Genomic DNA, 23,883 nt, shown 5'->3' on the forward strand with positions numbered 1-23,883 from the left:
TTATTAACATTGGTACGCCTATTGCAAAATGCCGTGCAATACAAAGTACTATATGGATAAAGAAATTACACAGGAGGTAGCGGCCAAAAACAAGAGGAAAGGTTTGTTTATTGCATTAGCCGTAATTATAATATTAGCAGGATTAATATGGGGACTAAGGTCCACTTTTAAATCAACCATTAAAAGATCAGATATCACAGTATCAAGAGTTGCTATAGGAAATGTAGAGAACACGATTAATGCAACCGGCGAAGTATTGCCTGAGTTTGAAGAAATATTGACAAGTCCTATAAACGCATCTATAAAAAGTGTGTTAATGGATGCCGGGCGTAATGTAAAGGCGGGGCAATCAATTTTATCACTCGATAAATCGGCCACCCAAACCGATTACGAAAAATTAAAGTTTCAGTTAGAATCCAAACAAAACGAAATCAAAAAGCTAAAGCTTGATCTTAACAAAAGCTTTTTTGATATCAGGTCTAATAACGATATCAAGCAACTCTACATCAGCAACCTTACAGACGCGGTGCAAAATGCCAAACGCTTATTTGCCGCCGGTGGCGGTACCCGCGAAGGTATTGAACAGGCTGAATTAAATCTGAAAGTGGCACAGTTGGAAAAGAAGCAACTGGAAAATGAAATCAAAAACAAGCAGCAAACCATGCAGATCGAGATCAGGGAGGCAGAGATAGCTGCCCGTATCCTGGCAAGTGAGGGTGAAGCGCTGCAGCGTAAGTTAAACTTAGCAAACGTTATAGCTACCCGGGCCGGCGTAGTTACCTACGTTAACAAAAATATTGGTGCCAACGTAAGGGAGGGCGAGGCCATTGCCCGTATAGCCGACCTGGGTAGCTTTAAAATACAGGGTAGTATATCTGATAATTCGCTGGGCCAACTGCATACAGGTTTACCGGTAATTGTGATTATTAATGATGTGCAATTACGCGGCAGGGTTATTAATGTGTCCCCATCGGTGCAAAACAGTAGTATAGCGTTTGATGTACAGTTGGAAGATCGTAACAACAAGCAACTGCGCCCAAACATGAAAGTTGATGTTTACCTGGTTACTGCCGCACACAGCCATGTTATGCGGGTAGCTAACGGCCCGGCATTTAAAGGGCCATCGGTACAGGATATTTTTGTAGTAAATGGAGGTAAAGCCGAAAGAAGAACGGTGCATGTTGGCTTAACTAATTTTGATTATGTGGAAATATTAGATGGTGTAAAACCCGGCGATACGATCATTACATCAGACATGACCGAATATAAAAACTCAAAGGAGGTAACCATTCAATGAGGTTTTTAATACTGATCATATTGCTTTTTATGAGTACGGCTGCAATCAGCCGGGACACTTTGCACCTGTCGTTAAAACAGGTGGTAGAAATGGCTAAGGATAATTCTATTGCCGCAAAACAGGCCGCTACCACGCGGGAAACTAAATATTGGCAATGGCGCACGTTTAGGTCAAACTATCAACCGCAGCTATCTTTAAGCGGTAATTTGCCGGGATATACAAAAACCAGCACGCCGGTAGTGCAACCGGATGGTACCATATTGTTTCAACCCATCCATTACGATAACTCGGCCCTGAATCTGAATTTTAGCCAGACTATAACCGCTACGGGCGCCACCATATATGGTACTACGCAACTACAAAGGTTTGATGACTTTAACCGGAATAGCGTACTATACAACGGTGTACCTTATGCTATCGGTTTTACTCAGCCGCTGGGACAGTTTAACGCGCTTAAATGGGATAAAAAGATCCAGCCATTGTTATATAACGAAAGTATCCAGGCCTATATTGAGGCACAGGAAACTATCTCTATAAAAGTAACCGGGTATTTCTTCGATCTGCTGCTTGCCCAGGTGAACCTTGAAACTGCAACGGCCAGTTTAGCCAATACCCAAAAAATATTAAAAGTTGCTAACCTGAAATTTGAATTAGGTAAGGTATCTAAAAACGAAATATTACAACTTCAATTAGAGTTACTGAACGCTAAGAAGGGAGTTGGTACCGCTACACGGGATGTAGAGATTGCCACCCTAAATCTGCGCAGTTATACCGGGCAGGAAGGCGATGCCAAAATTGTGCTGGTGATGCCTGAGATCATCAGCCAGATGACAGTATCGGCTGATAGGGTGTTGACAGAAGCCTTCGCCAACCGGTCGGATGCAATTGCTTTTGTACGCAAAATTGCTGAAGCTAAACGCGATGTCGCTTTGGCCCGCGGACAAACAGGGTTGACCGCTACGCTGATGGCGAATGTCGGTACTTCAAACTCTTCGTCGGATATCCCGGGGATATACAGGTCGCCGCAAAACCAGCAATTATTGCAACTGCAATTTTCTATCCCGCTGTTAGATTGGGGCCGATCAAAAGCCAAGATAAAAACGGCTGAGGCTAACCAGAAATTTACCGAATACTCGGTTGATCAGGATAAACAAACTTTTAAGCAGCAGATAGTAACCCGGGTAAGCTTATTTAATGTGATGAAAGAACAGCTGGCTTACACAGCTGAAGCAGATAGCATCGCATCTGAAAAATATAAAATTGCCCGTGACCGATATTTGTTAGGCGACCTGAGCATTACCGACCTTGGCATTGCGTCACAGGAAAATGACCAGGCTAAACGCGATTATGTACAATCGCTGCGTGACTTCTGGAGCGCCTATTATCAATTGCGATACCTATCACTATACGACTTTGAACGAAACCAAAAAATCACTTATAAATAATATGATACAGTTAAAAAACATAGAAAAAGTTTACCGTACCAGCACGGTTGAAACACTGGCACTAAACAGCATTAGTTTAGATGTAGCCAAAGGCGAGTTCCTGTCAATTATGGGGCCATCGGGTTGCGGCAAAAGCACACTGCTTAATATAATGGGCCTGTTGGATGCTCCATCAAAAGGAAGCATCACCATAGATAACCAGGGGAACTGAGCATATGAAGGATAAAGCGCTGGCTGGTTTCCGCAATAAAAAACTTGGTTTTATTTTTCAAAGCTATCATTTGATCAATGATCTATCGGTTTTAGATAACGTAGAACTCCCATTATTATATCGCGACAGCACAGCTAAAGAGCGCAGACAGTTGGCTACGGAAGCATTGGAAAAAGTTGGCACGGCCAACCGGATGAAACATTTCCCCAACCAATTATCCGGCGGACAAAAACAGCGTGTAGCTATAGCCCGTGCCATAGTTGGTCGCCCGGAAATTATACTGGCCGATGAGCCCACCGGTAACCTTGACAGCGCTATGGGAAATGAGATAATGGATATTTTAATGCAACTAAATGAAAAGGATGGCACTACGATAGTAATGGTTACACACGATGAAAACATGGCGCATAAAACGCACCGTTTGGTTAGGTTATTTGATGGTTCACAAGTTCAATAAATACGGTCATGCTTAAAAACTACTTTAAAATAGCCATAGCGGTATTAAGGCGACGTAAGTTCTTCACCTTTATAAGTTTGTTTGGCATAAGCTTTACACTTACGATATTAATGGTGCTTACGGCGTTTATGGATAATATAATAAGTCCTGCATACCCGGATATGAAGCGAGACCGCTCATTATATATTAAACGGCTTGAGTTGCGTAACGAAAAAGAGGGTTGGGTAAATACGTCATCGTCATCATTTTACTTTTTAACCCATTATGCGGGTAGAATAAAACGGGCGGAAAAAATGGCGATAGCTTCCGACGGTACATCGGCAAATGCCTATGTCAATAACAAAAAAATAGTTATCCAGCTAAAATATACCAATGCAGATTTTTGGGAGGTTGCTGATTATGATTTCCCGGAAGGTAAGCCATTCAATAAACAGCAAATAGCACAGTCAGAACGTGTTGCTGTGATATGCCAAAGCACTAAAATCGATTATTTTGGCGATGAGCCTAATGTGGTTGGCAAATACATCGAAGCCGATAACATTAAGTATCGGGTAATAGGCGTTGTAAAAGACGTTTCTATAACCTCTGATCCTTACTACGCCAATATGTTTGTACCATACACACTATCAAAAAGCGATTATAAGTCAACCGGTCACCGGGGCGACTATAGCGCGGTAGTATTAGCCAAGTCAACTGATGATGTTGAAAAAATTCAAAAAGAATACGCACAAATAACATCAAAAATACCAACCGGTGATAAGGGGATGGATAAGTTGTATAGCTATGCCGATACCTATTTCAGAAGTATAGTACGCAATATGTATGGTGGTGGCTCTAACTCTGGTTTTAGCAAGTTTTTATTAATGATAGGCGGGGCAATATTTCTATTCATGCTGCTGCCAACCATTAACCTGGTTAATATCAATATTACCCGTATTATGGAGCGCTCGTCAGAGATAGGTGTGCGTAAAGCTTTCGGCGCATCATCAAAAACATTGGTTTACCAGTTCATTATAGAGAATATCATTTTAACAATTCTTGGTGGCTTATTAGGGGTGATATTTTCTATCGGGGCATTACACCTCATTAATGAGTCGGGAGTTGTTGTAGGGTTGCATTTAACCTTAAACTTTACTATACTATTTTATGGCTTGCTAACCTGCCTTTTGTTCGGTTTAATATCAGGCGTTTACCCGGCCTGGCGCATGTCAAAACTTAACGTGGTAAAAGCCTTAAAGGCGCAATAATCAATACTAAATCCTTTAATCAAAATATTATGTTTAAGCATTTATTTAAACTGATCTGGAACAAGAAAAAGCAAAACGCCCTGCTAATTACCGAGATATTGGTATCATTCATGGTAATATTCGCCGTGTTTTCTATGATAGTTAAGTTTTACTTTACCTACCGGGTACCGCTGGGTTTTCAATACGAAAATGTATGGCTCATCAACATCAGCGAACCACCGCAATATAAAAATGCCGATTCGGCAGCGATGTATTATGAAAACATCCGCAATGTGTTAAAAAACATGCCCGAAATTAAAGAGGTAAGCTACTCAAGCGGTAACACACCTTTCACCAGCAGTATGATGACCACAGGTTATCGTCACAATGGTACTATGTTTAGCCCCGTGAATTTTTTCAGAGTAGAAGATACTTATGACAACGCCTTTGATCTAACTATTTTAGAAGGCCGCTGGTTTGAGAAACAGGATGACGCGGCTACAGTAAAACCGGTGGTTATCAATCAAACGCTGAAAGAAAAAATGTTTGGCAAAGGCAAGGCTGTTGGTCAGTTATTAGGTGGCTGGGACGAAAAAGACAAAAACGTGAACGCATAATTGGCGTGATAGCCGATATGAAGGATAGGGGCGATTATACTCCATCAGGAATGTCATTATACTCACGTATTGATACAAGCTTTTTCCATTACGTAAACCGCATCGTTATTAAAGTTACGCCAACTGCCGATGCTGCTTTTGAGGGTAGAGTATATAAAGCGGTTGCCGGTATTATGAAGCAATCAACCATCGGTATAGAACGCTTTAGCCAAAAACGGGATAAGATGAATAAGGATACCCTTATGCCGACCGTCATCTTGTTGATCCTGTCTGCTTTTCTTATCATAAACGTTGCTTTGGGAATTTTTGGTGTGCTATGGTACAATATCAACAAACGCCGTGGCGAAATAGGTTTACGCCGGGCTATTGGCGCGCCCGGAAATTCGGTATCAGGGCAAATAGTTACCGAGTCGATGTTACTTGCCACTTTATCGTTGATCGTTGGAACGTTCTTCGCGATACAGTTCCCTTTACTGAATGTATTTGATGTACCGGCCGCTGTGTATATTACAGCTATATTTTTAGCTATAGTATTTATTTACGTACTGGTGCTGGTTTGCTCACTGTACCCGGGTAAGCAGGCAGCAGCGGTGTATCCGGCGGTGGCTTTGCATGAAGAATAACAACCATGGCGATGGGTTTAAAACCTGTCGTTATTAAAAATTAAACAATCACATTAAAAACAAACACAATGAAAACCAAACTATTAATTGCCTTTTGCTTGCTGGTAAGTACCACATTCGCACAAACAAAAACTGAAACTGTTAAAAACGAAAGTAATTCGGTTACATTAACAGAGAACGATAAAACCTATGAACTTTCTGCATCGTACAATGCGGATCTTGATAAAAAGATCTATGATTATATGGACGATCAGATCAGTGATGGCGGTGTTAAGTTTAGGAACACCCGTGTCGATGCCCAAATGACTTTGGATAACAAAATGAGTTTCTACGCAAAAAATTCACCGGGTAAACTTGTTTTAAAGTTAGATAAACGCAAAAATTCTGCTGACATTTACAAGCGCTTCAAAAGCATGTGCGAGGGGATAAGGGATATAATACAAAAGAAATAAATGATATTAATTATCGACGACGATATTGCTGTAAGAACCTCGCTCATCCTGTTAATGGAGAGCGAGGGTTTTAAGGTTACAGCCACCGCTAATCCGGGCGACGCGTTAGGTATTATTAAAAAACAATCGCCCGAACTTATCATCCTTGATCTTAACTTTTCAAACGCTACTTCAGGCATTGAAGGGATGGATCTTTTAGGCAGGATTAAAAAGATAAATATTGCCATACCAATAATTTTAATAACAGGCTGGGGGAGTATTGAACTTGCTGTACAGGGAATGAAGTTGGGTGCCAATGATTTTATTAATAAGCCGTGGAACAACGACCACATACTGCAGTCTATAAAAACACTTATTGACCTTAACAAGCAAGCAGCTGCAAACACTACCCGTAAGCAATTAAACAAAGCCTACAATTTTGATAACATAATAGGCGAGGACCCCCAGATACTAAGCATACTTGAAACAATAGGCCGGGTGGCAGGTACGGATGCTTCTATACTGATAATGGGTGAAAGCGGCACCGGAAAAGAATTGATAGCAGAAGCCATCCACCAAAACAGCCAGCGTAAAGGCAGGCCATTTGTTAAAGTGAATTTGGGCGGCATCTCAACTTCGTTGTTTGAAAGCGAAATGTTTGGTCATGTTAAGGGCGCTTTTACCGATGCAAGGTTTGATCGTGCCGGCCGTTTTGAACTGGCAAATAAAGGAACGATTTTTTTAGATGAGATAGGCGACCTTGAGCCAAGCAGCCAGGTAAAACTGCTGCGTGTGTTGCAGGATCGTACGTACGAGGTATTGGGCAGTAGTCGTACTAAAACGGTTGATGTTCGTGTAGTTTGCGCCACCAATAAAAACCTCGAGGCCATGGTAAGTAACGCCACGTTTCGCGAAGATCTCCTCTACAGGATCAACTTAATTACTATTCATTTACCCGCATTGAGAGATAGGCCTAAGGATATCCCATTACTGGTTAACTTCTTCATCAATAATTTAAAACAGATCTATAATCGCCCTAAACTTGCTGTATCCGCAGCTGCTTTAAAATGGCTGCAGGCTTTACCACTGCCGGGTAATATCCGCCAGTTAAAGAATTTAGTTGAGCGAACTATATTAGTTACTAAGAATGATGTATTGGAAGTAGCCGATTTTAGCGCGCAGTTAACGCCTGCGAAGAAAGAAAATCAATTACTCCCCGGAACGCTGGAAGAAATGGAAGTAGAAATGATAAAACGCGCCTTAGCTTACCATCAAAACAAAGTGGCACGGGCAGCGGTATCATTAGGACTTACCCGCAGCGCGCTATACAGACGGTTAGATAAATACCAGATCCCTTACGATGAAACTGCGGACTAAATATATCCTGTTCGTTACTATTATCCACCTGCTGGCGCTGGTTTTAACCTATTATATTTTCAGAGAGGATAAAGTTTTTTTTTATAGGGGCTGAGGTATTTGTGATCATCTCTATAGCTATCGCCATTAACCTGTACCAGCAATTATTACGTCCGTTGAAAACATTAATGCAGGGTGTTGATGCCATAAAAGACCGCGATTTTAACGTAAAATTTCTATCAACCGGTAAGCATGAAATGGATGAGCTTATAGGGGTTTATAACCAGATGATGGATGAATTGCGTACAGAACGAACCCGCCGGGAACAACAGCATTTCTTTTAGAGAAGCTGATACAAACTTCGCCTACTGGAATTGTAATAATGGACTTTGATGGAAAAATTCAGCAAATAAATCCAAAAGCCGAACAACTTTTAGTGCCGGCATTATTAGATCACATTAACGCGCTTGCACCAGGCGACGCTATAACTGTAAAAGTGGACGGTGCCACTACCTATCGCCTGCAAAAATCACATTTTATTGATCGTGGTTTTGCCCGTCATTTTGTAATGATTGAGGATTTAACGGTTGAAATTGTAGCAGCCGAAAAGAATGTTTATGGTAAAGTGATCCGCATGATGTCGCACGAGGTGAATAATACGGTAGGTCCGGTAAACTCTATCATGGAATCGGCCCTAAAAACCAGCAGCGATAATTTGAAGGATGCTTTGCAGGTAGCTATTGATCGGAACCATCACCTTAACCATTTTATGCGAAACTATGCCGATTTGGTAAAACTGCCTGCTCCCAAAAAAAAGCTTATTGATATTAACCTGCTATATATTCTGTAAGCGCCTTAATGGAGATCAAAGCTAAGGATAGCAATATTAAATTTGAATACAATCCTTCGCCTTGTAATATACTGGCCGATGAACTGCAAATAGAGCAGGCATTAATCAATATCGTTAAAAACGCGATGGAAGCCATCGATAAAGATGGCGTTGTAAGCTTCACAACTACCAAAAACACCACGGTTATTGCAGACAATGGCCCCGGCATCAGTACCGAAGAAGCCGCCCAACTTTTTCGCCTTTTTTCAGCACCAAAAAAGACGGTCAGGGAATAGGGCTAACACTGGTGCGCGAGATCCTGATTAACCATAACTTTGATTTTTCCTTAAGAACTGTGGCTGAACGGCAAACAGAGTTTACTATCCGTTTTTAATTAATTCCTGCAAACAATCAATTTTGTTTATAAGTTATTAACTAAAAGGAGGAACTATGCCCCGGTACAATGGAGATTACCCGCCATCTTATAAAAATCAACCCAAGAAAATAAGGGACAAGGCGACCGAGATAGCTAATGAAGTTTTAAAAACTACCGGCAATGAAGGAGAGGCCATAGCTACGGGACTGAAACAGGCACGATTACATTTCGCGAAAGAAAAAGCCGCGAAAGCAAAGGATTGAGCCATGCCCTCAGCTGTTATTGCTGCTTATGAATATGATGCCATATCCGAAACGCTAACCATTCGTTACCATTCGGGTAAGGTGTATAATTACCTGCAGGTGCCCGAAAAGGTTTTTAAAGAGATGCGTTCTACAATGGTAAAGGGTATTTGGTTTAACCGGTATATTAAAGGTAAATACCCGTTTGAGGAAGTGACACCGGGATTAAAACAAACTAACCTGTTCAAGCCCGGTACCCAATAATCCCTGTTCGTAAGCTCGGATCAATTCAATAATATCATTACCAAACTGCGTTGCCTTTTGTGGGCCCACACCTTTAATGGCAGCTAACGCTTTAAGTGTAGCCGGCAATTTCTCGGCAATAGTAGCGGCCGTTTTAGCGGAGAAAATCATATTCGGCATAACTTTTTCCTTCTCAGCAATTATCTCCCGCCAGGTTAGTATTTGCTGATACAATTCCTCGTTTGGCAATGCATTCAATGTTTTGAGATAAGTACTGCCCGTGCTTTTTTATTGTGTAATTGCAGGTAAGCAGTCGTTGTAAATTCTACCTCGGTAAAATATTCCAACAGCTTTATCCGGGCCATTAGCCAGTTGATCAGTTGGTCGGCCTTAGCAGCCATTTCTTTCGATTGCCCTATAAACCCCGGCAATTGGCGGTGTAAATCCTCTGTAAATGCTGATAACTTCCCTTGGAAATAAACGGCAGCCCTCTTAATGCGTTCCGAGTCGTAATTATGTAGCTGACCGGCAGAGCGACGGGCTATGTCCATCACTGTGGGCTGCAAGTCGGGTAGTAGATACTCAAAATTCCGGCTTCGTTTTTCAAGCCCGTTAAAGTTAAATAGTTCTGTAAGCAGGAAGAGCCTGTAAACTTCCTCATCGCGTTTTAACTGTTCACGATCAGGCTGCAACAGTTTGGCCTGTGTGTTAAAACGGGTTACGGCAGGGTCGCTAATGATATTATGTGCCGCAATAGGATTACGCAACACCATACCTGAAAGGCTGCGGCAACGGCTCAGTGCCACATACGCCTGCCCATGGGCAAATGCTTCGCTAACATCAATTATTGCTTTATCAAAGCTAAGCCCCCGGCTTTTGTGGATGGTTATCGACCAGGCCAGCTTCAGTGGGATCTGCGCGAAGCTGCCGGCGTTGGTTTCATCTATCTCATCTCCCGACAGCTTATATTTAACATTATTCCATTCCTGTGCCTGTACTTCAATCTCCTGACTGTCGCTTTGTACTGTTACGGTATCGTTGGTTAGTTTTATTACTGTACCTATCTTACCATTATAATATTGTTTGGCCGATGAGCTATCGTTCTTGACAAACATTACCTGTGCGCCAACTTTTAATTTTAATTCAGTTTCAGTCGGATAGGCGTCTTTCGGGAATTCACCTTTAATGGTCGCTTTATATTCTACCTGTTCGCTTGCCGGGGTTTCAATAAATTCGTTATTAATTTGCTGCGTTATCGCGTTATGGGTAGTTAATGTAATATAAGGATCTTCGGCCGTCGGCTTGAAATCAGGGATATATCTGGCATTTAATAACTCCAGGCTCTGCTCGCTTATGCTTTGGTTCCGTACCTCATTCAATATATCTACAAATGCCTGCTCTTTTTGCCTGAATACTTTATCCAATTCTATCCTTACATACGGTGCTTTTTGCAGCACCAGGCTGCTAAAGAAGTAGGGGGTCGAATAGTAACGGCTCAGCATCACCCATTCTTCTTCACGGATAATCGGGCTTAGTTGCGATAGATCACCAATCAATAATAATTGTACGCCACCAAACGGGTGCGAATTGTCTTTGATATTTCGTAAGATCAGATCTACCCTGGTCAAGCACATCCGGGCGCACCATACTTATCTCATCAATAATAAGCAGTTCCGGGCTACCCAATAGTTCCTTTTTATCAGGACTGTAATGTAACTCTGGTTTAGAATTACCTGCCGGGATAAGTGGGCCAAAAGGGATCTGGAAAAACGAATGGATGGTCATACCACCTGCGTTTATAGCTGCCACACCTGTTGGTGCAACTACGGCCAGTTTCTTTTTTGATTCAGCCCTGACGCGTTGTAAGAATGTTGTTTTACCTGTGCCCGCTTTTCCCGTCAGAAAAACTACGGTATTGGTTGATGCCAAATAATCATAAGCGAGCTCCATCATATCGCTACAATTATACTAATAATTTTAGTAATATAATAACACATCATAAATTGGTAATATGTTATCATTATTCTTCCGCAGTAAATTGTAACTTGCCATGTGTTATTGCAATTATGGATTTTGTTTCTTTATTTACGGATGATTTATTCCATGAGTAAAAACTGCCCAATAGGCAGCACAAACCATAAAACAGCAATACATATAATAACCTGTTCTTCAATTACCAACTATGAACCCTAAAAAACCGGAAACTCAAACCTCACGAAGAGATTTTGTTAAGAAATCAGCAATCGGGCTGGCTGCATTTACTATTGTACCAAGGCACGTACTGGGCGGTACCAACTTTTTAGCACCAAGCGATACACTTACCAAAGCTGTTGTTGGCGTGGGGGGATGGGCCGTAATCACTTTGGTTATGAAGGTACCAAGGTTGTTGCCATTTGCGATGTAGACAGGAAACACCGGAGCAGGCATCAGCCATGTTAGATAAAGGTGTTAAACTATTTGGTGATTATCGTGAGCTAATAACCTTGCCCGAAGTTGATATCGTGCACGTAGCCACGCCACCGCACTGGCACGGCATTATAGCTGTTGATGCCGCAAATGCCGGTAAAGATGTTTGGTGCGAAAAACCAATGACCCATACCATCGGCGAAGGCAAGCGTGTTAAGGAAGCTATCCAGGCTAACGGGCGGATGTTCAGGTTAAACACGTGGTTTCGTTTTAAAGATGTTTTCTATGGGATGGGTACTCCGGTAAAGCCAATTAAGAAACTGGTGGAGAGCGGTTTGTTAGGCTGGCCGTTAAAAGTTACCGTGGGTAAATACACCGGGTTCGACTGGAAATTTTACTGGGTGGGTAAAGATGTGCTTGAACCACAACCCGTACCGCCTGAACTGGATTATGAAACCTGGTTAGGCCCGGCGCAATATAAACCTTATCACCCGCATAGGGTGCACCAAACTTTCCGCGGATATTGGGATTATGATGGCGGCGGATTGAGCGATATGGGACAGCATTATATAGACCCCGTACAGTACTTTTTAGGTAAAGATGATACCAACCCTATATCGGTAGAAGTTGATGCCCCACAACAGCATACAGACGCTGTAGGGACATGGAGAAGGATAACCTATACTTATGCCGATGGTTGCCAGATAATACTGGACGGCGAAGGAAAAGATACCAATGCGGCATATATTGAAGGACCGAAAGGAAAATTATATCAGGGCTTTAAGTCGGATATTCCTGATCTTGAGCGTAAGTTAGCGGCGTTCCCCGACCCGGCACCACAGTTTACCACTTTTACCGAGTGTGTTAAAACAAGGCAAAAATTCACGCTGAATGAAGAGAACGCCTTGCGCTCATGCAATATTGTCAACATGGGTATGATCGCTTTAAAACTGGGCAGGTCGTTAAAATTTGACCCGGTTAAAATGGAGTTTATTGATGATGAAGCGGCAAACAGGTTAATTAACCCGGCCATGCGCGCACCCTATAACATTTAAGCAATAGTTTAAAATGACGTTCAAATCAATCACAATGACAAAAAAAAATATATTTCCTGCTGGCAATTGGTATGCTGCAAAATGCAGTTATGGCGCAGGATAGTAAAGATAAAGTTGCCGACGTGTTAGCGCATATGCCGGCATTTACTGCAGCCGCTTTAAAAAATGACGTTGTCAAAATAAACGCCTTAGGCGAAGATGGCTTAGTTAGGCTGATAAGTGGACTTGGTGCACCCGGTGCAGCTAATAACGCGGCTATAGAATACACCATCGGCGCATTTACAGCCGCTGCAACCCAAACCGGCAATGAGGCCATGCGCAAATTGGCCGTAAGCGCTTATATTAAAGGTTTACAGAAACTAACCGATAGGCAAGCCAAACAATTTATTATAGCACAGTTTGATTTGGTGGGTAAGGATGACGCAGTTGCCACTTTAAAAACTTATTTAACCGATAATGATTTGGCTGATGCTGCTTCGCGTGCATTAGTAAAAATTAATTCGCCTGCATCAAAAGCGGCTTTGCTATCAGCGTTGCCACAGGCCAGTGGTGCTGCCAAACTTTCGGTTATTGAAGCTTTAGGAAATAGCCGGTATAAAGCCGCAGCAAAAGCTATTAATGCTTTAGCTGTTACTAACGATGCCGCACTTGCTAAAGTATCTTATTATGCCCTGGCTTATATTGCCGACCCGTCATCTGAAAAAGTACTGGCCGCCGCTGCTGCCAAAAGTGGGTACAAATACGAAAACACCGAGGCTGCAAAATATTACCTTATCTATGCCGGGCAGTTAGCTATAAATGGCAACAAACTACTGGCGCAAAAAATAGCGAACAGCCTGTTAGTTAAAGCAAAGGCAGATGACCTGGTAAATGTTCGGATAAGCGCGTTGAAGATCCTGGTTAATTCAACTCCGGCTAATCAGCAACTATTGTTAACTGCCGCCGGTGATGCTAACCCGCAATATCGTGCAGCTGCTTTAAGATTTGCGTTGCCTTACATCACCCCGGTTACAACCAAAGCCCGGATCAATAAATTAAATACTGTTAATGATGATGCCAAGGCCGACATCCTGTTTATGCTTGGTCAAACCAAGGCTAAAACTGCATTGCCTGCTATCATCGCGTTAGCAAAAAATAAAAATGATAAAGTAAAACTTGCCGCTATTAATGCTGCGGTTAATATTGGGCAGGAGCAGGTACTTGGTTCATTAATTAAATTAATGGATAACGGCACCTCTGATGATAAAGATATGATCGCCGAAGTTATTGGCCACATGAAAGGTGCTACGGTAACACAACAGCTTGCTGATGCTATACCTACCGTTAAACCAACAACCAGGTAACTTTGATAGATATATTGGATACCCGCTCAGCAACCCCGCAATTTAGTGCAGTGTATGCGCAGCTAAAAAGCGCCAATCCGCAAACTAAACACGCGGCTTTTTCGGCACTAAAACATGTCTCGGGTAAGCAAAACGAGGCGCAGTTATTTACGCTGCTAAATGAAACAACCGGCTCGGAAGAAGAAGCTACGCAGGATGCCCTGATTACAGTAGTGAGCGGTGCCGATAATAAAGCCGAACAGGTTGACCTGGTTTTAAAGCAAATGACAGCCGCACCCGCAAATAAGAAACCGCTGTTCTATAAAATGCTGGCGGGCTTGGGCGGCGCACAGGCATTAAAAATTGTTGCGGATGACTACAATTCCGGCAATGCCGAAACTAAGAAAGCTACGCTCGACGCGATGTCGGTGTGGGTAAATGGCGGCGCTACTGCGCAATTAATAAAGATAGCACGCGAAACCAAAGATGCTGATCTGCTAAATACAGCAATCAATGGCTACCTGGCTTCTGTAAACCAAAATACTTATACCCCAGAGGAAAAATTATTGCTATTCCGCGATGCATTTGCCGTAGCGCAAACAGTTGACCAGAAAAAACAAATCCTGGCCAATATAGAGCAGGCTAAATGTATCAACTCGATACTTTTTGCCGGTAAATATTTAGACGATCCGGATTTGCAGCAGGTAGCGGCCAGTACTGTTGTTAGTATCGCGGTGGCAGGGGTTTATACTGGCGATTTAATTAAAGGTTTGTTAACTAAAGCCGCTGCTTTAGTGACCGGTCGCCAAAAAACAGCGGTAAACAGATACTTGAATAATATGAAACCTGATGCAGGTTTTGTATCGATGTTTAACGGAGTAGACTTAACCGGCTGGAAAGGTTTGGTTGATGACCCGATCAAGCGGTCGAAAATGGATGCCAAGACGCTTGCCGAGCGGCAAATAAAAGCGGATGCCCAGGCCAAAGAAGAGTGGAAACCGGTAAACGGCGAATTACATTTTGCGGCTAAAGGCTTCAATAACCTGGCAACGGTTAAACAATATGGTAATTTTGAAATGCTGGTTGACTGGAAGATAATTAACGATGGAAAAGGAGAGGGTGATGCCGGTATCTACCTTCGTGGTTCGCCGCAAGTGCAGATTTGGGATACTTCCCGTGTAAAAGCTGGTGCCCGGGTAGGTTCAGGCGGATTATACAACAACCAGGTTAACCCAAGTAAACCACTTAAAGTAGCCGATAATAAACTGGACGAATGGAACACCTTCCGGATTATAATGATAGGCGACCGCGTTACCGTATATCTTAACGGCGAACTGGTTACTGATAACGTAATATTAGAGAACTACTGGAACAGAAAACTGCCGATATTCCCGGTTGAGCAGATAGAGTTACAGGCGCATGGGTCACCGGTTGCTTACCGCGATTTGTATATCCGCGAGATACCGCAGGTAAAACCTTTTGAGCTAAGCGACGAAGAAAAGAAAGAAGGCTTTAAAGTGCTGTTTGATGGTACGAATATGTTTAACTGGATAGGCAACACAACAGATTATACCATGGAAGACGGAACCATAGCTGTACATCCAAAAGGAACAAAAGGAGGATCGGCTCGTGGTAACCTGTATACCAAGGACGAGTACAGCGATTTTACCTTCCGTTTCGAGTTTAAATTAACGCCGGGTGCCAATAACGGTTTAGGTATCAGGGCGCCGTTAGAAGGTGATGCCGCTTACACCGGTATGGAACTACAAATACTGGATAATGAACACCCTATGTATAAAGACCTGCATGAGTATCAGTATCATGGATCAGTTTATGGTACCATCCCTGCGAAACGAGGCTTCCTGAAGCCGGTAGGCGAGTGGAACTATGAAGAGGTAATAGTTAAGGGCCCTAAGATCAAAGTTATCCTGAACGGTACGGTAATAAACGATGCGGATATTACCGAAGCCCGTAAAAATGGTGCGGCAGATGGTAAGCCACACCCGGGTTTACAACGCGAAAGCGGCCATATCGGCTTCCTGGGTCATGGTGATGAATTGTATTTTAGAAATATCAGGGTTAAAGACGATAGCGTAAAGAAATAGGAATAATAAAATATGTCAGTTAAAAATATAAGAGTATTAGTTGTTGGTTGTGGTAATATGGGCGCTTCACACGCTACGGCCTACCATAATTTAGATGGATTTGAGATCTGTGGTATTGTATCAACAGGTAATAGTAAGGTGGTATTGAATGAAAAGCTTGGTGGAGGCTACACGTTGTTTAGCGATTATGATGAAGCTTTGCAGGCAACCAAACCCGATGCGGTTTGCATTTCAACCTATCCGGATACGCACGAGGAATTTGCAATTAAAGCGTTTGAGAACGGCTGCCATGTATTTATAGAAAAGCCATTAGCAGATACTGTTGAAGGTGCTGTACGCGTAGCCGAAGCTGCTAAAAAAGCGGGTAAGAAATTGGTTGTTGGGTATATATTACGTTACCATCCTTCGTGGGAAAAATTCATTGAGGTTGCCCAGCAAATGGGCAAACCATTAGTTATGCGGATGAATCTTAACCAGCAAAGCCATGGCCCAAAATGGACGGTACACCGCAACCTGATGAAGAGTTTGAGCCCGATAGTTGATTGCGCGGTGCACTATATAGATGTTATGTGCCAGATGACGCGATCAAAACCGGTACAGGTAAGTGCCATAGGGGCAAGGTTGACAGATGATATCCCTGATTGGAACTATAACTATGGGCAGCTGCAAATCCGTTTTGAGGACGGCTCGATAGGCTGGTATGAAGCTGGCTGGGGGCCTATGGTTAGCGAAACCGCATTTTTTATCAAGGATGTTTTTGGCCCAAAGGGCGCCGTGTCTATAGTGGCCAAAGAATCATCAAAAGTCGGGATGTCTGATAATATAGATTCGCACACCAAAACCGAATCGATAAAAATCCATCATGCTGATCTTAACAAAGATGATGAATTTACTAAGACCGATGAGTTTATAGATATGCATGATGAGCCGGATCACCGGGAGCTTTGTAACCGCGAGCAGCGTTTTTTCCTGAAAGCTATTCATGATGATCTGGATCTGACCCATCCTACAGAAGATGCCATTAACAGCTTACGCATAGCGTTTGCCTGCGACGAATCTGTAAGAACAGGGCAAGTGGTAGTATTGTAATAATTTTCACCAATAAGTAATGCCGCTATCTAAAAATAGCGGCATTTTTTGTTTAACGACAATCGGATTTAACCGATAGGCAATTGTTAATAATACGTGCTTGTTTTACTTAAATAACGCTATTTTTAACTTAACAAATCATGTCACAACGTTAATCTGTAGCTGTCTAATTAATGACTTTCTCTAATATCTATTCAAGTTATATTGTTCCGGGGAGTACGCTTTTGCCTATAGGCGCCGGGCTAATTTATTATAAGAAATTAGGCAAAGCTTTACATGCCCTCATTGTTTACTTATGTATTGCCCTGTTGATAAATATTGCCGGCATCATATTGGCCAGCTATAACAAAAACAATCTTCCTTTATTACATCTATATACGGCTTTTGAGTTAGTTGCTGTAACATGGTATTACAAGCGGGCTTTCTGTACCCCATTGACCGACAAACTTAGCCGGATCATTATGATTGTATACCCTGTTTTATGTGTTATCAATTTTTGTTTCTTTCAAAGCATATATCAATTTAATACTTATACCCGTCCCTTAGAGGCAATTATTATTATAGCATTTAGTACGCTATATCTTTCGGGTCAGCAAAATCTTAATTATAAACAAATAACCCACGACGCAGGCAGATGGGTGGCCAGTGGTTTTCTGCTATACTTTGGCAGCTCTTTTTCCAGTTCGTCTTTTCTAACGTACTTAGTAAACATACATCGCGCGATGTAAGGTTAATCATGTGGAACATTCATGATACTTTCGTTTTGATCATGTATGTCATTTTTTTTATAGCCATACAACGTGAACGAAGTAAAAGATAACATAGAAGTATTGGTTATAACAGCCACCATGTGCTCATTTGCCATTGTGGTTTGTTTTATTATAGTAGTCTATCGTAAACAATTGGATGTTTTCAGGCATAAAAGCGCCAATGAAGCAAAGAGTTTCTTTTTAGCTACCATGAGCCATGAGATCCGTACCCCTATGAATGGAGTATTAGGCATGGCAGCTTTATTGAAGGAGACAGAGTTGGATACCGAGCAGCAAGAATACACGCAGGCCATTATTCATAGTGGAGAAGCTTTGCTGAACGTAATAAATGACATACTTGATTTTTCGAAAATTGAGGCGGGTAAAATGGATCTTGAACTGTATGATTTTTCACCGCTTAAATGTGTAGAAGAAGTGATGGAACTTTTCGCCGCGAAGGCTGCCTATTCCAATTTAGAACTGGTTTACCGGGTAGATCATGAATTGCCCACGCAGGTAGTTGGCGATGGGATGCGGTTGAGACAAATATTGATAAACCCGGTTGGCAACTCCCTGAAATTTACACCTAAAGGTGAGGTCTTTCTTGGTGTGAGTTTAATAGGCAAATCAAACCAGAAATTGAAATTGGTTTTGAGGTAAGAGATACGGGTATTGGTATCCCTGCAAACAAACTGGCTAACCTGTTTGACGCATTTTCGCAGGCTGATGTAGCAACCACCCGCAATTTCGGCGGTACAGGTTTAGGGCTGGCTATTTCGCAACGTTTGGTTGGTTTAATGGATGGAAAAATTACAGTTACCAGCGAGGAAGGCGCAGGAACCAGTTTTACATTTAATATTAGATGTAATGCAAGCGCCCAGCCGCAAAAAGAAGAGCTTGTGATGGATCTATCGTTAATAAGGGGCAAGCAATTATTGGTAGTAGACGATAACCTTACCCATCAAAGGGTATTACAGCAAAAGTTAACTCAATGGGGGATTACGACAACAGCGGCGCATACCGGAAATGAGGCACTTGCTCTATTAACAAACAGTAAGTTTGACGCAGTTATTTGCGATCTGAAAATGCCTGAAATGGACGGGATAGCATTAACTACTTTAGTAAAGCAGCAATACCCAGGACTCCCGGTTATTTTATTGAACACGATTGGTCGGGATGTTAAAAAGCAGCACCCCGGGTTATTTGAGGCTATATTAACCAAACCGGTAAAACAATCGCATTTGGCAAATGCTTTATTAATGGTGCTGCAACATCATCAGGTAGAACAGGTGCAAAAAGCAGACAATTCGTTACATAAGAATTTTGCCATAAATTATCCTTTAAAAATTATGGTAGCCGAGGATAATCCTGTAAATCAGTTATTGATTCTGAAAGTATTAGATAAACTGGGTTATACACCAACTTTAACAGCAACAGGCAACGAGGCCATCCGGGTACTTGAGCAGGAATATCATGATATAATATTAATGGATATTGAATTACCGGAAATGAATGGATTAGAGGCAACCCGTTATATTCGTAAACATCATACCAGGCAACCATTTATAGTAGCTATAACCGCTAACGTTATGGCTGAAAACCGCGAAGAATGTTATAAAGCCGGGATGAATAATTACATAACCAAGCCTATTAAATTAGATGCGTTTTTAACGATACTAAAAGAGGCTGCAACCAGCTAAACCAATATTACTTTAACGCCCATTACTTCCAGTTTTTCGGCTATATGCTCAGGTAATCCTTTATCGGTAATTATTTGATCTATCTCATCCAGTCCGCAGATCTTGCCAAACCCGCGTTTACCAAACTTGGTCGAATCGGCTATTACTATAGTTTTTTGCGATACCGACATCATTTGCCGATTTAAGTGGGCTTCCATAGCACTGGTGGTGGTCAGGCCAAACTCCAGGTCAATGCCATCAACCCCTAAAAAAACTTACTGCAAAAGAAGTCCGCTAATATACTTTCGGCATACGGACCCATCACCGATGATGAGCTTTTTCTGAGAATACCACCCAGTTGCAACACTTCTATATTTTGATGATGGATCAGTTCAAGGGCCACATTTAAGGCCGACGTAATTACCGTTAAGTTACCAACAGGTTGAATGCTTTTGGCCAAGGCTAAAACGGTGGTTCCGGAAGCTATCAAAATAGAATCGTCAGGCTGGATAAGTTTCGCCGCCGCCGCGCCAATCTTTAATTTTTCCGAGGACTGCAGTTTTTCTTTTTCGTTAACCGGCCGGTCGGTAGCATACGGATTGTTTTGCGTGGCCCCGCCATGTGTGCGGAACAGGCAATTTTTATCCTCCAAAAGTTTCAGATCCTTTCGGATAGTTACAGATGATACTTCCAATTCATTGCAAAGATCCAATACGCTCACACTTCCTTTTTGCTGGATCTGGTTTAAAATATGTTGATGCCTTTCGGTTAAACTACTCATTCACGATGATTTTATGGTGCAATTTAGCAGAAATTTAGGATAAATTAATACTCGAAGTGTTTTGATTGGCATTGTGGATAACTTGTTTTTAGAAAACATTATAGGTTTCGAAATATTTCATATTATTGTTTAATATTTCGTTTCGTAATAAAACGAAATATTTTTAGTAACAAATGAAATGATAGCAAATAAAGCAGGCTTTAACAGAGAAGGATTTTTACAGGAGCTGGATAAAACCGATTTATGGGATATTATCATCATTGGCGGTGGGGCAACAGGGCTGGGTACAGCGGTAGACGCGGCGTCCCGCGGCTATAAAACCTTATTATTGGAGCAGGCCGATTTTGCCAAAGGAACCTCAAGCCGCAGTACAAAACTGGTACACGGCGGGGTGCGTTACCTGGCACAGGGAAATATAGGCCTGGTTTATGAAGCTTTACATGAGCGTGGCTTACTCTTGCAAAATGCACCGCACTGGTAAAAAAGCAATCGTTCATAATTCCATGCTATGGTTGGCTTGATAAAATGAAATATTTGATCGGCTTAAAAATGTACGATTGGCTGGCTGGCAAGTTTAGCTTCGGCAGATCAAAGTCGCTTTCGCGGGATGAATTGATCGGCATCATCCCCGAAATTAAAGCCGAAGGTTTACAAGGCGGTATTGAATATTGGGACGGACAATTTGATGATGCGCGTTTAGCTATCAATCTGGCTCAAACCGCTGCCGAACAAGGCGGTGTATTGTTAAATTACATGCAGGTAACCGGTCTGCTTAAAGCCGATGATGGAAAGGTAAACGGGGTAGTTGCCCGTGATATTGAAAGTGCCAAAACTTTCAACCTCCGGTCAAAAATTGTTATAAACGCTACTGGCGTATTTGTTGACCAGATACTGCAGATGGACAGCACGGCGCAAAAAACGCTGGTTAGATCGAGCCGGGGTGTACATGTGGTATTGGAGAGGTCATTCCTGCATGGTAACAGCGCGATAATGATACCGGCAACTATCGATGGTAGGGTGCTTTTTGCCGTGCCATGGCACAATCACATATTAGTAGGAACAACAGATACCCCTTTAGAAAACCATAGCCTTGAACCTATTGCCCCGGATAAGGAGATAGAATTCATCTTACAAACGGCCGGACAATACCTCATAAAAGCGCCAACGCGCGATGATGTATTGTCCGTATTTGCCGGTTTGCGCCCGTTGGCTGCGCCTGATAAGGATACCAATGCTACCAAAGAAATTTCAAGGAGCCATAAGCTGATCGTAAACGCTTCAGGCTTAATTACCATTACAGGGGGAAGTGGACTACCTACCGTAAAATGGCCGAAGATACCGTAGATAAAGCTATACAGGTTGCAGGATTAAACGCTGGGCCATGCCATACAAAGCAGTTAAAAATTCATGGATACCTTAAAAAAATCGACGATAGCCAGCTATCGGTTTATGGCAATGATGCAGATTGTATACGAGTGCTGATCAAAGCAGAACCTGAATTAGGGAAGAGATTAGACGATGAACAACCATATTTGGGTGCAGAAGTAGTATGGGCCGTGCGTAACGAAATGGCCCGCACAGTTGAAGATATATTAGCAAGGCGATTAAGAATTTTATTTTTAGATGCAAGGGCAGCCATGAGTTTGGCGCCCGCTGTTGCAAGAATAATGGCTGCCGAATTAAATTATAACCTTTGGCTTGGGAAGAGGCGCAGGTGAATAATTTTAACCAATTGGCCAACCAGTATCTTACAGCAGATTTTACTGGAAATAAAAAATATATTTGTTAAATAAACCAACCAACACCAAACCTAAAAGTAATTTTAATGGAGAAGTACATCTTGTCGTTAGACCAGGGGCACCACCAGCTCGCGGGCTATTATTTTTAATAAGGCCGGCAGTATTGTGGCGGTCGCTCAGAAAGAGTTTACCCAGATCTACCCGCAACCGGGATGGGTGGAGCATGATGCCCGCGAGATCTGGTCGACCCAGGCATCAGTTGCTGCCGAAGTTGTGATCAAAGCAAACCTTAAATCAACAGATATAGCCGCCATCGGTATAACCAATCAACGCGAAACTACCGTGGTATGGGACAGGGAAACAGGCGAGCCGGTGCATAATGCCATCGTATGGCAGGATCGCCGTACATCGGCTGTTTGCGATGGATTGAGGGCAAAAGGCGCTGATAAAACTATCCAGCAAAAAACGGGATTGGTTTTAGATGCCTATTTTTCGGCAACAAAAGTGCAGTGGATTTTAAATAACGTTGCGGGTGCAAGGGAAAAGGCCGAAGCCGGAAAACTGGCGTTTGGTACCATCGACTCATGGCTGATCTGGAACATGACTTCGGGTAAGGTACACGTTACCGATGTAAGTAATGCATCGCGCACCATGCTTTATAACATTAACACTTTGCAGTGGGATAATGAATTGCTGGATATGTTTACTATCCCGGCAAGTATGCTGCCCGAAGTAAAATCAAGCAGTGAGGTTTATGGCGAAACCGCCGGCAGCGTGTTGGCTGCAAAAATACCCATCGCGGGTATAGCCGGCGATCAGCAGGCAGCCTTATTCGGGCAAATGTGTACCAAAACCGGCATGGTTAAAAATACTTATGGTACAGGTTGTTTTATGCTGATGAATATTGGCGACAAGCCTATAATCTCAAAAAACAACCTTATCACCACCATCGCCTGGAAAATAGGCGACAAGGTACAATACGCGCTTGAGGGCAGTATATTTATTGCCGGCGCCGTGGTGCAATGGCTGCGTGATGAGTTGAAAATTATTCGCAGCTCTGCCGAAGTTGAAACACTTGCAGCTAAAGTGCCTGACAGTGGCGGCGTTTACCTGGTGCCTGCTTTCGCCGGTTTAGGTGCACCACACTGGAACCAATATGCCCGCGGTACCATGTTTGGCATAACCCGCGGTACAAACAATGCACATATTGCCCGCGCGGCTTTAAGAGTATCGCTTACCAAACCTTAGAAGTTTTAAAAGCTATGGAAGCCGATTCGGGCGCACAGATTGCCCAGCTACGGGTTGATGGTGGGGCAACTGCCAATAACCTGTTAATGCAGTTCCAGGCTGATATTTTAAAAACAACGGTAGTTCGGCCTGAAGTTACCGAAGTAACCGCTATAGGCGCGGCCTACCTTGCCGGCCTGGCTATCGGCTTTTGGAGCGATATTGATGAGATCCAGCAACAATGGCAAATAAACCGAAGTTTTGAACCGGATACATCACTTAACAGCGATGAAATGGTAAAAGGCTGGAACAAAGCGGTGGCCGCCGTTAAAGTATGGGCAGAGGTATAAACCAACAAACTAACCTAAAACAATAAAG

The 23,883-nt window shown here is 42.6% G+C and carries 27 protein-coding genes and 2 pseudogenes; 25 read left to right on the forward strand and 4 right to left on the reverse strand.

Features of this window, described 5'->3' with window-relative positions:
- Positions 1-28: 28 nt before the first annotated feature.
- From HK413_RS04770 to HK413_RS04820, 14 genes are all read left to right on the forward strand, one after another.
- Entirely contained in the window at positions 29-1,297 is a 1,269-nt protein-coding gene (locus HK413_RS04770; RefSeq protein WP_246229793.1) for an efflux RND transporter periplasmic adaptor subunit, read from the forward strand.
- Between the two features lie 29 nt (positions 1,298-1,326).
- Positions 1,327-2,742: a TolC family protein gene (locus HK413_RS04775; protein WP_246229795.1), complete on the forward strand. Its 1,416-nt coding sequence runs from the start codon at positions 1,327-1,329 to the stop codon at positions 2,740-2,742.
- 1 nt (position 2,743) lies between these two features.
- Positions 2,744-2,953, forward strand: a complete 210-nt coding sequence (locus HK413_RS20740) for an ATP-binding cassette domain-containing protein (protein ID WP_317169291.1) — start codon at positions 2,744-2,746, stop codon at positions 2,951-2,953.
- 4 nt (positions 2,954-2,957) lie between these two features.
- A complete protein-coding gene (locus HK413_RS04780) occupies positions 2,958-3,410 on the forward strand; it encodes an ABC transporter ATP-binding protein (protein ID WP_317169292.1) in 453 nt (150 codons plus the stop codon).
- A gap of 8 nt (positions 3,411-3,418) precedes the next feature.
- On the forward strand, positions 3,419-4,657 hold the full coding sequence (locus HK413_RS04785; protein WP_175269330.1) for an ABC transporter permease: 1,239 nt from the start codon (positions 3,419-3,421) through the stop codon (positions 4,655-4,657).
- A gap of 29 nt (positions 4,658-4,686) precedes the next feature.
- Positions 4,687-5,253, forward strand: a complete 567-nt coding sequence (locus tag HK413_RS04790) for an ABC transporter permease (RefSeq protein ID WP_175269331.1) — start codon at positions 4,687-4,689, stop codon at positions 5,251-5,253.
- Between the two features lie 17 nt (positions 5,254-5,270).
- On the forward strand, positions 5,271-5,876 hold the full coding sequence (locus HK413_RS04795; protein WP_175269332.1) for an ABC transporter permease: 606 nt from the start codon (positions 5,271-5,273) through the stop codon (positions 5,874-5,876).
- Between the two features lie 68 nt (positions 5,877-5,944).
- Positions 5,945-6,328: a hypothetical protein gene (locus tag HK413_RS04800; RefSeq protein ID WP_175269333.1), complete on the forward strand. Its 384-nt coding sequence runs from the start codon at positions 5,945-5,947 to the stop codon at positions 6,326-6,328.
- On the forward strand, positions 6,329-7,684 hold the full coding sequence (locus HK413_RS04805; protein WP_175269334.1) for a sigma-54-dependent transcriptional regulator: 1,356 nt from the start codon (positions 6,329-6,331) through the stop codon (positions 7,682-7,684).
- A 101-nt stretch (positions 7,685-7,785) separates the two neighbouring features.
- On the forward strand, positions 7,786-8,007 hold the full coding sequence (locus HK413_RS14875) for a HAMP domain-containing protein (RefSeq protein ID WP_217452079.1): 222 nt from the start codon (positions 7,786-7,788) through the stop codon (positions 8,005-8,007).
- Between the two features lie 38 nt (positions 8,008-8,045).
- A complete protein-coding gene (locus tag HK413_RS14880; protein WP_246229798.1) occupies positions 8,046-8,513 on the forward strand; it encodes a hypothetical protein in 468 nt (155 codons plus the stop codon).
- A gap of 8 nt (positions 8,514-8,521) precedes the next feature.
- Positions 8,522-8,788 (forward strand): ATP-binding protein, encoded by a 267-nt coding sequence (locus HK413_RS14885; RefSeq protein ID WP_217452080.1) that lies wholly within the window; start codon positions 8,522-8,524, stop codon positions 8,786-8,788.
- 154 nt (positions 8,789-8,942) lie between these two features.
- On the forward strand, positions 8,943-9,131 hold the full coding sequence (locus HK413_RS04815; protein WP_175269335.1) for a DUF2188 domain-containing protein: 189 nt from the start codon (positions 8,943-8,945) through the stop codon (positions 9,129-9,131).
- A 3-nt stretch (positions 9,132-9,134) separates the two neighbouring features.
- Positions 9,135-9,374: a KTSC domain-containing protein gene (locus HK413_RS04820; protein WP_175269336.1), complete on the forward strand. Its 240-nt coding sequence runs from the start codon at positions 9,135-9,137 to the stop codon at positions 9,372-9,374.
- On the opposite strand, the gene HK413_RS04825 is transcribed toward HK413_RS04820, so the two are convergent.
- From HK413_RS04825 to HK413_RS04835, 3 genes are read right to left on the reverse strand one after another with little or no spacing between them, the layout of a single operon-like run.
- Positions 9,336-9,611, reverse strand: a complete 276-nt coding sequence (locus HK413_RS04825; RefSeq protein ID WP_175269337.1) for an HRDC domain-containing protein — start codon at positions 9,609-9,611, stop codon at positions 9,336-9,338. The genes HK413_RS04820 and HK413_RS04825 overlap by 39 nt on opposite strands.
- Positions 9,608-10,981 (reverse strand): hypothetical protein, encoded by a 1,374-nt coding sequence (locus HK413_RS04830; protein WP_175269338.1) that lies wholly within the window; start codon positions 10,979-10,981, stop codon positions 9,608-9,610. The genes HK413_RS04825 and HK413_RS04830 overlap by 4 nt, the downstream gene beginning before the upstream one ends.
- Positions 10,899-11,306 carry an AAA family ATPase gene (locus HK413_RS04835; protein WP_175269339.1) on the reverse strand — a complete coding sequence of 136 codons (408 nt, stop codon included), beginning with the start codon at positions 11,304-11,306 and terminating at the stop codon, positions 10,899-10,901. The genes HK413_RS04830 and HK413_RS04835 overlap by 83 nt, the downstream gene beginning before the upstream one ends.
- Positions 11,307-11,535: 229 nt before the next feature.
- Between HK413_RS04835 and HK413_RS16785 the strand changes: the two genes are divergently transcribed.
- The 7 genes from HK413_RS16785 to HK413_RS14890 all read left to right on the forward strand — a co-directional run bounded on the left by HK413_RS16785 (position 11,536) and on the right by HK413_RS14890 (position 19,779).
- Positions 11,536-11,757, forward strand: a complete 222-nt coding sequence (locus HK413_RS16785) for a twin-arginine translocation signal domain-containing protein (protein WP_246229800.1) — start codon at positions 11,536-11,538, stop codon at positions 11,755-11,757.
- 28 nt (positions 11,758-11,785) lie between these two features.
- On the forward strand, positions 11,786-12,814 hold the full coding sequence (locus HK413_RS04840) for a Gfo/Idh/MocA family oxidoreductase (RefSeq protein ID WP_246229802.1): 1,029 nt from the start codon (positions 11,786-11,788) through the stop codon (positions 12,812-12,814).
- Between the two features lie 71 nt (positions 12,815-12,885).
- Positions 12,886-14,157, forward strand: a complete 1,272-nt coding sequence (locus HK413_RS04845; RefSeq protein WP_175269340.1) for a HEAT repeat domain-containing protein — start codon at positions 12,886-12,888, stop codon at positions 14,155-14,157.
- A gap of 2 nt (positions 14,158-14,159) precedes the next feature.
- Positions 14,160-16,241 (forward strand): 3-keto-disaccharide hydrolase, encoded by a 2,082-nt coding sequence (locus tag HK413_RS04850; RefSeq protein ID WP_175269341.1) that lies wholly within the window; start codon positions 14,160-14,162, stop codon positions 16,239-16,241.
- 12 nt (positions 16,242-16,253) lie between these two features.
- Positions 16,254-17,330: a Gfo/Idh/MocA family protein gene (locus tag HK413_RS04855; protein WP_175269342.1), complete on the forward strand. Its 1,077-nt coding sequence runs from the start codon at positions 16,254-16,256 to the stop codon at positions 17,328-17,330.
- Between the two features lie 800 nt (positions 17,331-18,130).
- On the forward strand, positions 18,131-18,739 hold the full coding sequence (locus HK413_RS04860; RefSeq protein ID WP_175269343.1) for a histidine kinase dimerization/phospho-acceptor domain-containing protein: 609 nt from the start codon (positions 18,131-18,133) through the stop codon (positions 18,737-18,739).
- A 41-nt stretch (positions 18,740-18,780) separates the two neighbouring features.
- Positions 18,781-19,779, forward strand: coding sequence for a response regulator (locus HK413_RS14890; RefSeq protein WP_317169297.1), 999 nt, complete (start codon positions 18,781-18,783; stop codon positions 19,777-19,779).
- On the opposite strand, the pseudogene agaR reads toward HK413_RS14890, so the two are convergent.
- Positions 19,776-20,539 (reverse strand): annotated as a pseudogene (agaR, locus tag HK413_RS04870) (transcriptional repressor AgaR). The gene HK413_RS14890 and the pseudogene agaR sit on opposite strands and share 4 nt — an antisense overlap.
- Positions 20,540-20,717: 178 nt before the next feature.
- On the opposite strand from agaR, the gene HK413_RS20750 reads away from it, so the two are divergent.
- The 4 genes and pseudogenes from HK413_RS20750 (at position 20,718) to glpK (ending at position 23,855) form a co-directional block, all read left to right on the forward strand.
- A complete protein-coding gene (locus tag HK413_RS20750; protein WP_317169295.1) occupies positions 20,718-21,020 on the forward strand; it encodes an FAD-dependent oxidoreductase in 303 nt (100 codons plus the stop codon).
- 44 nt (positions 21,021-21,064) lie between these two features.
- Entirely contained in the window at positions 21,065-21,883 is an 819-nt protein-coding gene (locus tag HK413_RS20755) for a glycerol-3-phosphate dehydrogenase/oxidase (RefSeq protein WP_317169296.1), read from the forward strand.
- A complete protein-coding gene (locus tag HK413_RS20760; RefSeq protein WP_246229804.1) occupies positions 21,865-22,257 on the forward strand; it encodes a glycerol-3-phosphate dehydrogenase C-terminal domain-containing protein in 393 nt (130 codons plus the stop codon). The genes HK413_RS20755 and HK413_RS20760 overlap by 19 nt, the downstream gene beginning before the upstream one ends.
- 107 nt (positions 22,258-22,364) lie before the next feature.
- Positions 22,365-23,855 (forward strand): annotated as a pseudogene (glpK, locus tag HK413_RS04880) (glycerol kinase GlpK).
- Positions 23,856-23,883: the final 28 nt, after the last annotated feature.

The organism is Mucilaginibacter humi, from assembly GCF_013087555.1.

Bases quoted from the DNA above. Each gene is read 5' to 3' on its own strand.
- HK413_RS04820 (WP_175269336.1), top strand. From the start codon at position 9,135: ATGCCCTCAGCTGTTATTGCTGCTTATGAATATGATGCCATATCCGAA.
- HK413_RS04785 (WP_175269330.1), top strand. From the start codon at position 3,419: ATGCTTAAAAACTACTTTAAAATAGCCATAGCGGTATTAAGGCGACGT.
- HK413_RS04840 (WP_246229802.1), top strand. From the start codon at position 11,786: ATGTTAGATAAAGGTGTTAAACTATTTGGTGATTATCGTGAGCTAATA.
- HK413_RS04815 (WP_175269335.1), top strand. From the start codon at position 8,943: ATGCCCCGGTACAATGGAGATTACCCGCCATCTTATAAAAATCAACCC.
- HK413_RS04795 (WP_175269332.1), top strand. From the start codon at position 5,271: ATGAAGGATAGGGGCGATTATACTCCATCAGGAATGTCATTATACTCA.
- HK413_RS04780 (WP_317169292.1), top strand. From the start codon at position 2,958: ATGAAGGATAAAGCGCTGGCTGGTTTCCGCAATAAAAAACTTGGTTTT.
- HK413_RS04835 (WP_175269339.1), bottom strand. From the start codon at position 11,306: ATGATGGAGCTCGCTTATGATTATTTGGCATCAACCAATACCGTAGTT.
- HK413_RS14885 (WP_217452080.1), top strand. From the start codon at position 8,522: ATGGAGATCAAAGCTAAGGATAGCAATATTAAATTTGAATACAATCCT.
- HK413_RS14880 (WP_246229798.1), top strand. From the start codon at position 8,046: ATGGACTTTGATGGAAAAATTCAGCAAATAAATCCAAAAGCCGAACAA.
- HK413_RS04855 (WP_175269342.1), top strand. From the start codon at position 16,254: ATGTCAGTTAAAAATATAAGAGTATTAGTTGTTGGTTGTGGTAATATG.
- HK413_RS04845 (WP_175269340.1), top strand. From the start codon at position 12,886: ATGCTGCAAAATGCAGTTATGGCGCAGGATAGTAAAGATAAAGTTGCC.
- HK413_RS16785 (WP_246229800.1), top strand. From the start codon at position 11,536: ATGAACCCTAAAAAACCGGAAACTCAAACCTCACGAAGAGATTTTGTT.
- HK413_RS20755 (WP_317169296.1), top strand. From the start codon at position 21,065: ATGAAATATTTGATCGGCTTAAAAATGTACGATTGGCTGGCTGGCAAG.
- HK413_RS04770 (WP_246229793.1), top strand. From the start codon at position 29: ATGCCGTGCAATACAAAGTACTATATGGATAAAGAAATTACACAGGAG.
- HK413_RS20760 (WP_246229804.1), top strand. From the start codon at position 21,865: ATGGCCGAAGATACCGTAGATAAAGCTATACAGGTTGCAGGATTAAAC.
- HK413_RS04790 (WP_175269331.1), top strand. From the start codon at position 4,687: ATGTTTAAGCATTTATTTAAACTGATCTGGAACAAGAAAAAGCAAAAC.
- HK413_RS20750 (WP_317169295.1), top strand. From the start codon at position 20,718: ATGATAGCAAATAAAGCAGGCTTTAACAGAGAAGGATTTTTACAGGAG.
- HK413_RS04775 (WP_246229795.1), top strand. From the start codon at position 1,327: ATGAGTACGGCTGCAATCAGCCGGGACACTTTGCACCTGTCGTTAAAA.
- HK413_RS04800 (WP_175269333.1), top strand. From the start codon at position 5,945: ATGAAAACCAAACTATTAATTGCCTTTTGCTTGCTGGTAAGTACCACA.
- HK413_RS20740 (WP_317169291.1), top strand. From the start codon at position 2,744: ATGATACAGTTAAAAAACATAGAAAAAGTTTACCGTACCAGCACGGTT.
- HK413_RS04805 (WP_175269334.1), top strand. From the start codon at position 6,329: ATGATATTAATTATCGACGACGATATTGCTGTAAGAACCTCGCTCATC.